The 8307-nt window shown below is 65.4% G+C and carries 8 protein-coding genes and 1 pseudogene; 2 read left to right on the forward strand and 7 right to left on the reverse strand.

The window, feature by feature from the left end; translation table 11 throughout:
- Positions 1-170: transposase (locus MKL11_RS02820; RefSeq protein ID WP_243940107.1), on the reverse strand; the 170-nt coding region annotated here is incomplete at its 3' end.
- A 206-nt stretch (positions 171-376) separates the two neighbouring features.
- On the opposite strand from MKL11_RS02820, the gene MKL11_RS02825 reads away from it, so the two are divergent.
- Positions 377-817: a potassium channel family protein gene (locus tag MKL11_RS02825; protein WP_243940097.1), complete on the forward strand. Its 441-nt coding sequence runs from the start codon at positions 377-379 to the stop codon at positions 815-817.
- Between the two features lie 74 nt (positions 818-891).
- Here MKL11_RS02825 and MKL11_RS02830 read toward each other — a convergent pair whose 3' ends face one another.
- Positions 892-1128, reverse strand: coding sequence for a hypothetical protein (locus tag MKL11_RS02830; protein WP_243940099.1), 237 nt, complete (start codon positions 1126-1128; stop codon positions 892-894).
- 236 nt (positions 1129-1364) lie between these two features.
- Here MKL11_RS02830 and MKL11_RS02835 point away from each other — a divergent pair.
- A pseudogene (locus MKL11_RS02835) lies at positions 1365-2545 on the forward strand (IS3 family transposase).
- Positions 2546-2985: 440 nt separating this feature from the next.
- Here the strand turns inward: MKL11_RS02835 and MKL11_RS02840 are convergent.
- From MKL11_RS02840 to MKL11_RS02860, 5 genes are all read right to left on the reverse strand, one after another.
- Positions 2986-3147 (reverse strand): helix-turn-helix domain-containing protein, encoded by a 162-nt coding sequence (locus tag MKL11_RS02840; RefSeq protein ID WP_313900726.1) that lies wholly within the window; start codon positions 3145-3147, stop codon positions 2986-2988.
- 58 nt (positions 3148-3205) lie between these two features.
- Positions 3206-4498, reverse strand: coding sequence for an MFS transporter (locus MKL11_RS02845; protein WP_243940101.1), 1293 nt, complete (start codon positions 4496-4498; stop codon positions 3206-3208).
- A gap of 90 nt (positions 4499-4588) precedes the next feature.
- Positions 4589-6181, reverse strand: coding sequence for a gamma-glutamyltransferase family protein (locus MKL11_RS02850; RefSeq protein WP_243940111.1), 1593 nt, complete (start codon positions 6179-6181; stop codon positions 4589-4591).
- 215 nt (positions 6182-6396) lie between these two features.
- The gene (locus tag MKL11_RS02855; RefSeq protein WP_243940103.1) at positions 6397-7155 is read right to left on the reverse strand and encodes an SDR family oxidoreductase; all 759 of its coding nucleotides are present in this window, start codon (positions 7153-7155) and stop codon (positions 6397-6399) included.
- An 88-nt stretch (positions 7156-7243) separates the two neighbouring features.
- On the reverse strand, positions 7244-8307 hold a 1064-nt coding region (locus MKL11_RS02860; RefSeq protein WP_243940105.1), incomplete at its 5' end, for an ABC transporter substrate-binding protein.

Below are 8307 nucleotides of genomic sequence, written 5' to 3' on the forward strand. Positions count from 1 at the left end.
GGCCCGTACTCCGCCGGGCAGTCGCGCCAGCGGCAGCCGGAGGTGAGCACGTGCACAATGCCGGAGATGATCTGCCGGTCGTCCTTGCGCGCCGGTCCGGGCTGATCCTTCGGCAGGAACGGTTCGATCACCGCCCACTGCTCGTCCGAGAGCCAGAACAGGTCCGCCATCGCCACCTCCAGGCCGCAAAACGACCGCCTGGAATCACAAAATCACAAACTCTGCAACAGCTTGGTGCGGTTCGCACCCTAAAATCCGCATCAAAAATGGGTAAATACGGACAGTCCATGAGCTGATCAGCTGGAATATTGCCTTTCAGGCGATAACCATTGAAATTTGCTGCTTCAGCGTCGCGGATCGGTTCTTTGGATCCAATATGCCTTGGCCTGTTTACGTGCTTGCTGGGTTTTATGCATTTGGTCGCATCAATGAGCTCGTATTTGCTTTTTATAGTGACGCCCTCGACAGGCTAGAGGGCAAAAAGCTTCGTATCGAGATAAGAAAATCCGAGCGTATTGTACTACTCGGTATCGGCTATATCGAAACTATCGTACAGTTCGGTCTGGTTCATTTAGCGGCGCAGGCCTTGTCGCCCCACAGGGCTTACAGCCATCCGCTGCGTGATGCTTTCGACGCGACTTATTTCAGTGTCATGACGATCACGACGACGGGGTTCGGTGACTTCGCGCCGGACAGCTTGTTGCCCCGTCTGGTGACCATGTACGAGGCGGTGATTGGGATCGTGTTTCTTGCCTTAGCCCTTGGATCCTATCTGTCTTTCACCGTTAAGCCCGACGATACGGGCGTGGGAAAATGAGTGGGGATACAGCATCCGTTTAATGGGGATCAGGAACGGCGCGATGATGAAGCTGTACCTGCTTCGCTTTTACATTAGGAGTCGAGCAGCCGCAGCGTATGACCGGAGTCCGCAAGGCACCTTAGCGCGGCCTGCTCCATCGCATCGTATTCGTCTTCATGCCAGGAGCCGGAACAGACGTTGACCACCTCGCCATCGAGAGACACCCGGATTGAAACGATCTCCGAGGGGTTGGCGTCGTCGGAATATAGCCCCATCCCGACCGTATGCCGACCGACCTCGAAAACAGAGACCCCCGCCAGTATCCGCATGACCGCCCCCGGCTGAAAGAATCGGCCGGTATAGCGGTACCGGACTCGGCGTGATAGCTGGTAGATGTTCCTACTATGTTCTGATATACTTCCATGCCCAAACGATCAGCCCGCATCATCTCTCACGAAACCAGCACCCGCATGATCGACTCCATGCGGGAATGCCGCACGGCTGATCCACCCCATTGAAGTGGTCCGCCCTTTGGTATGGCTTTTGAGCCTGGAGGACGGACGACATGGCCAAGCACCCGAAGCCCGAGGAGATCGTCGCCAAGCTACGGCAGGCGGATGTGCTGATCTCACAGGGCCAGAGCGTCTCCGACGCGATCCGCGCCCTCGGTGTGAGTTCGGTGACGTACTACCGGTGGCGGCGTGAGTTCGGCGGGCTGAAGAGCGATCAGGTGCGCCGGATGAAGGATCTGGAGACTGAGAACCAGCGACTGCGAAAGGCGATCGCCGACCTCACCCTCGACAAGCTGATCCTGCAGGAGGCGTCCCGGGGAAACTTCTGAGCCCCGCGCGCCGACGCGCCTGTGTCGAGCACATCATCGACGTCCTGCACGTCTCCGAGCGCCGCGCCTGTCGGGCGCTCGGACAGCATCGTTCGACACAGCGCAAGGTCCCGCGGGGCCGTGATGACGAAGAAGCACTGACGGCCGACCTCGTGGCGTTGGCCGAACGGTATGGACGCTATGGCTACCGCAAGATCAGCGCGCTGCTGAAGGCGGCCGGGTGGCTCGTCAACGACAAGCGCGTCGAGCGGATCTGGCGGCGTGAGGGCCTGAAGGTCCCGGTCAAGCAGCCCAAGCGAGGGCGGATCTAGGACAACGACGGCTCCTGCCTCCGTCTTCGCCCGGAGCACCGCAACCACGTCTGGTCGTATGACTTCGTCGAAGCCCGCACGCATGACGGGCGCAAGTTCCGGATGCTCAACGTCGTCGACGAGTTCACGCACGAATGCCTGGCCATCCGCGTCGCCCGCAGGCTGGAGGCGATCGACGTGATCGATGCGCTCTCCGATCTGTTCATCCTGCGTGCGGTGCCGGGGCATATTCGTTCGGACAATGGCCCGGAGTTCATCGCCAAGTCCGTGCAGGCTTGGATCACCGGGGTCGGTGCCAAGACCGCCTACATCAGCCCCGGTTCACCGTGGGAGAACGGCTATGTCGAGAGCTTTAACGCTCGCCTGCGAGACGAACTCCTGAACGGCGAGATCTTCTACACCCTGAAGGAGGCACAGATCGTGATCGAGAGCTGGAGACGACACTACAACGCTGTCCGCCCGCACGCGTCGCTCGGATACCGTCCGCCAGCCCCGGAGGTGTTCGTGCCGGCCCTCACTGCTTGGCCACCTGCGCTAGCCCGCCCGGCTGCGTCGACCAAGCTACCCATAGTGGAGCGGCCCACCGCACACTAACTCCACTCTTGGACCACCTCGTGGGGGCCGATCAATCGCAAACCGCTAAACCATGCAATGACTTGGTTCGGTTCGCACTTTGATGGTATATTCCCCGGGCTCGATGCTGCTCAAGACGGGTGATCAAGTGCATAATCCCTCGATGTCGTACCCCGCGAAACTTGGCTGTGAGACTTAGCGCCACACTCACTCCCAAGCGTCCGTTGCTGCACTCGGAAAATCAAAGAACGAACAAGAGAAAGCGGACGCAAGCTGCGTGGGCAAGTGCTTGGGCACTCACTGCAGATCGCAAAAAACCTCCTTGTTTCAAAGCCAGTTGACGGACTCCGTCTCCACCAGCTACCTGACACTGCTCCAGGATGACCGACATCGCCCGGCGCGAGGGTCGGGACGAGGATATCCGGTGACGCAGCGCCGGAAGACCGCGCGGCTGTCCGTCGTCACGCCGCGGGCCGCCGCCACTTCGACACGCAGGATGGGCTGATCTGCAGCGCAGCAGCGATCGGCCGAATGCTCTCGCCAGCTTCGTAGCGCGCCACTGCACGAGCCCGCAGGTCGTCCGCATAAGACCACGTCACCCTTCCCTCCAGGCGACGACGCACCAGAGGGTCAGATTATCCGACGCCTGAAAGTCTCAAATCCATCAAACCAAGGCACGCTCTAGCGCAGCCCGAATTTCCGCCGGACCAGGACGATGCAGACCAGGCTGACGCTGGCCGCGAACATCAGGAAGAAGCTCGGGGCGAGCGCCGTGTGGGTGATCGCGATCAGGCTCTCGATCCAGAACGGCGCGAAGCCGCCGAACAGCGTCACGCCGACATTGTAGCTGATGTTCATGCCCGTACTGCGCGTGCGCGTCGGGAAGATCTCGGCCATGAGCGCCGGAAGCGCCGCGCTGTAGCTCGCCTTGAGGCCGCCGATCAGCGCGAGCACCGGCACGATGACGAGCAGCGCCGGATAGCTGATCAGCAGCGCGAAGGCCGGAAACATCAGCACGAAGACCGCGATCACCACGGCCCGCATGATCGGCGTCCGGCCGATGCTGTCCGACCAGTGCCCGACAAGCGGCGCGACCGTCATCAGCATGACGGCCCCGACGAACGAGGCGACGAAGCCGATCCAGGAGGGCAGGCCGAGCTGGTTGACCGCGTAGGTCGGCGTGTAGCTGATCATGTAGTTCAGCGCGGTGGAGGTCGCTACGAGCCCGGTCGCCAGCAACACGTTCAGCCATTGCTGTACGAACAGGTCGCGCACGGGCGAATTGGTCGTCTCCTCGGCGGTTGCCTCGAACTCGGGGGTCTCTTCGATGTTGCGTCGGATGTAGAGGCCGACGGGACCGATCAACAATCCGAACGCAAAGGGCAGGCGCCACCCCCATGAGGCGATCTGGTCCGCGCTCAGGGTGGCGCTCAGGATGACCCCGGACAGGGCCGCCAGCACGCTGGCCAGGCCCTGGCTGGCGAACTGGAAGCTCGCGAAGAACCCTTTTCGCGCCGGACCGTGCTCGACCATGAAGGCGGTGGAAGCACCGAACTCGCCGCCGACGGAAAACCCTTGGATAAGCCGCGCGGCGAGCACGCCGATCGAGGCCAGGATTCCGATCGACTCGTAGGACGGCATCACCACCATCATGAAGGTGCCGACCATCATCAGGACGATCGACAGCATCAGCGCCGGCTTGCGACCAACCCTGTCGGCGTACAGGCCGAGCACGATCGCGCCCAGCGGACGCATCAGATAGGAGATGCCGAAGCTGCCCAGCGCCAGCAGCAGCGAGGTGGTCGGGTTGCTGGTCGGGAAGAACAGCTTCGAGATCGTGACCGCGAAATACAGGTACAGGGTCAGGTCGTAGAACTCGAGGGCGTTGCCGATCGAGGACGCGATTACCGCCTTGTACATCTGCGACGCGCCGCGGGAGGGTGTTGCACGCGCGGCCTCGACCGGTGCTGACATGATGAACCTGATGCTGGTGCGGGGCGACAAAGGTTGCAGCCCGGCGCGTTCGCCAGCGCGGAGCCGTCGTCCATTCCAGTGGCGAGCGTTCTAGAAACCGCCCGCGTGACCGTCCTTGCGGGGGTCGGAGCCGCCGACGTAACCGCCCTCGATCCGGCGCACGAGCTGCGCGCCGCCGAAGCCGAAGGCGGAATCCGGCGGCTCGCGCACGAGCTCGTGGCCCCGCGCCTCCAGCTCGCCCAGCACCGCGGCCGGGAAGGCGGTCTCGACCGCGACCTGCAATCCGGCGACATGGCGCCAGCGGGGCGCGTCGACGGCGGTCTGTGGGTCCTGCCCCCAGAGTTGGGTCCGCACGAGAACCTGCACGTGCCCTTGCGCCTGGATGGGGCCGCCCATGAAGCCGAAGGCCATCAGCGGCGCCCCGGCCTGCATGACGAAACCCGGGATGATCGTGTTGAACGGGCGCTTGCGCGGGCCGACTTGGTTGGGATGTCCCTCAGCCAGGGTGAAGCCGTAGCCGCGATTCTGCAGGCTGATGCCGGTGTCCGGCACCACCACCCCGGAGCCGAAGCCCGAATAGTTCGACTGGATGTAGGAGACCATCATACCGCCGGCATCGCCGGTGGCGAGGCACACGGTGCCGCCCTCATTGGGCGCCCCGTGCCCGAAGACCTGCGCGCATCGTCGGTCGATCAGGGCCGCCCGGGAGGCGAGATAGGCCGGATCGAGCAGGTGGTCGTGGGTGACCTTGGTCATGTAGCGCAGGTCGGCCGCGTAGGCGTAGACGTCCGCGAAGGTGAGCTTCATCGCCTCAATCTGCAGATGGAGCGCGTCCGAGCTGTCCGCGGGCAGGTCCGCGAGGCCGGTCGAGCGCAGGATCCCCAGCGCCATCAGGGCCGCGATGCCCTGCCCGTTCGGCGGGATCTCGTGCAGGCTCGCGCCGCCGAAATCCTGCCGGATGGTACCGCACCAATCCGTGCTGTGCTCCGCCAAGTCGCCCTCGTCGAGGGCGCCGCCATGCTGGCGGGCGAAATCCGCGATCCGGTGCGCCAGCTCGCCCCGGTAGAAGGCCTCGCCCCGCGTCTCGGCGATCAGCCGGAGCGTGCGGGCATGGCCGGGGGCCCGGAACAGCTCGCCGGCGGCCGGCGTCCGCCCGTCGGGCATGAAGGTCGCCGCGAAGCCGGGCTGGGTCTTGAGCTCCGCCGCGCCGCGCCGCCACAGCTCGGCGATGATCGGCGAGACCAGGAAGCCCTGCTCCGCATAGCCGATGGCCGGCTCGAACAGGCGCTCGAACGGCAAGCGGCCGAAGCGCCGCGACAGCTCCACCCAGGCCGAGACCGCGCCGGGCACCGTGACGGTGTCCCAGCCGCGATGCGGAAACGCGCTGTGATGGGCGAAGCGCTCCGGCGTCCAGCCGGCCGGCGAGCGACCTGAGGCGTTGAGCCCGTGCAGTTGGCCCTCGTGCCAGAGGATGCAGAAGGCGTCCGACCCGATGCCGTTGCCGGTAGGCTCGACCACGGTCAGCGCGATGGCCGCCGCCAGCGCCGCGTCGAGGGCGTTTCCGCCCTGGTGCAGCATCCTCAGCCCGGCCTGCGTGGCAAGGGGCTGCGAGGCGGCGACGAGATTGCGGGCGAAGACCGGCGAGCGCCGAGAGGCGTAGATCGCGTCGTGTCGGTATTGCATCATCGATCTCGTGGACGGCCAGGCTCACGGAGCCCGTCTTGGCAAGCCTTATGCCCTCTATTCCGGGCCACGTTGAGCCGGGGCTGCACTGTCCGGATGGCCGTGACCGGAATCTCCCGGCCGAACAGCCGTACTTGGCGGCGCATCCAGAACGATGCCGCCGAATACGCCCTTCGCCCCGGGGCCGGACGCGTCCGCGCCTGCGTCCCGCCGGCTTATAGCTTCACGCCTTCCAGATAGCCGCGGTTCCAGGTCGGGCTGATGAGGATCTCGTTGACGCAGACGGTCGACGGAAGCCGCGCCACGAACAGGATCGTGTCTGCGAGATCCTCGGATTGTAGCATGCGCGCCTTGTCGTCCCCGGTGACCGGGACGGGACGCTTGTCGAGGATCGGCGTCGCGACCTCGCCCGGGCAGATGCAGCAGGAACGGATGCCGTGGCCGCATTCCTCCTGGTTCAGGCTCTCGGAGAGCGCGACCAGCCCGTGCTTGGCCGCGGAATAGGCCGGCCCGGTCAGCTTGGAGACGTAGCGGCCCGCCCAGGACGAGACCTGGACGATCAGGCCGCCACCCTGGGCACGCATCGTCGGCAGGACGGCCCGGGACGCGTAGAAGGGGCCGTTGAGATCGACGCCGATCACCGCGTCGATGTCGGCGGGCGAGATCTCGCTCCAGCTCCGCTTCGGCACGTTGAGCCCGGCGGAGTTCACCAGGATGTCGCAGCGCCGGTAGGCCGCGTGGACAGCGTCCCAGGCGCGCTCCACCGCGTCGGCGCGACCCATGTCGGCCGCCGCCACCAGCGCCTCGCCACCCACGGCGCGGACCTGTTCCGCGGTCTGCTCCAGGGCGTCCGCCCGGCGTCCCGAGAGGGCGAGCCGCACCCCGGCCCGGGCCAGCGCCACCGCGGCGGCCTGTCCGATGCCGGACCCGGCTCCCGTCACCCAGGCGACCTGTCCTTCGATATCGCGCAGCATGTCGAGCAATCTCCCATGTGTCCCGCGTTTCCCGCGGCCATGGCCGGGCGCATCGGGGGCCTGTCCCTCGCCCTCCAGCCCTTGCCCTCTAGCCCTTGCCGACCAGGGGGCAGCCGCCGTCCGCGAGAGGGCGGAACGCCTGCTCGGCGGGAATGGTGTCGAGGAGCTTGTACAGGTCCCACTCGCCCTTGGATTCGGCCGGCGCCTTCACCTCGAACAGATACATCGGGTGCAGCTTGCGGCCATCGACCCGAACGGATCCTTTGCCGAACAGCGGGTCGTCCGTCGAGTTGGCCTTCATCCAGGCCATCGTCGTCTGTGCGTCCTTCGACTTGGTCGCCGCCACCGCCTTCAGGTAATGCAGGAGCCCGGCATAGACACCCGCCTGGTTCATCGTCGGCATGCTTCCGTTGTGGAGCCGCGCGAAGCGCTCTGAGAAGGCGCGCGTGTTAGGGTTGAGGTCCCAGTAGAACGACTCGGTGAGCACCAGCCCGCGGGCCGTCTGCAAGCCAAGCGAATGCACGTCCACGGCGTAGATGAGGAGCGCAGCGAGCGTCTGGCCGCTGTCCATGAGGCCGAACTCGTGCGCCTGCTTGACGGCGTTGATAGTGTCGCCGCCGGCATTGGCGAGCCCGACCACCTTCGCCTGCGAAGCCTGGGCCTGGAGCAGGAACGACGAGAAGTCCGTGGCCGGGAACGGAACCTTGGTGGCCCCGAGCACGCGGCCCCCGCCCTTCAGGATGACCGCGGCGGCCTCGTTCTGGAGTGAGATCCCGAAGGCGTAGTCCGCGGTGAGGAAGTACCAGGTCCCGCCCCCGCGCTTGAGCATGGCGCCGGCCGTGCCGTGTGCCAGGGCGTAGGTGTCGTAGGTCCACTGGATCGTGTTTGGCGAGCAGGCCTTGCCGGTCAGGTCCGTGGTCCCGGCACCCGAATCGATGAAGATCCTGTTCTTCTCGCGGGTGACCTGGCTCACCGCCAGGGCCACCGAGGAGGTCGGCACATCGAAGATCGCGTCGACGCCGTCGCGGTCGTACCATTGCCGGGCGATGGCCGCACCGACATCCGGCTTGTTCTGGTGGTCGGCGGAGACGAGGTCGACCCGCACCTCGGCGCCGGTCGTGGCGGAGTTCTTAGCGGAGTCCCTGGCGAAGT

Source organism: Methylobacterium sp. J-077 (assembly GCF_022829365.1).
In the GTDB taxonomy this organism is placed as follows: Bacteria; Pseudomonadota; Alphaproteobacteria; order Rhizobiales; family Beijerinckiaceae; genus Methylobacterium.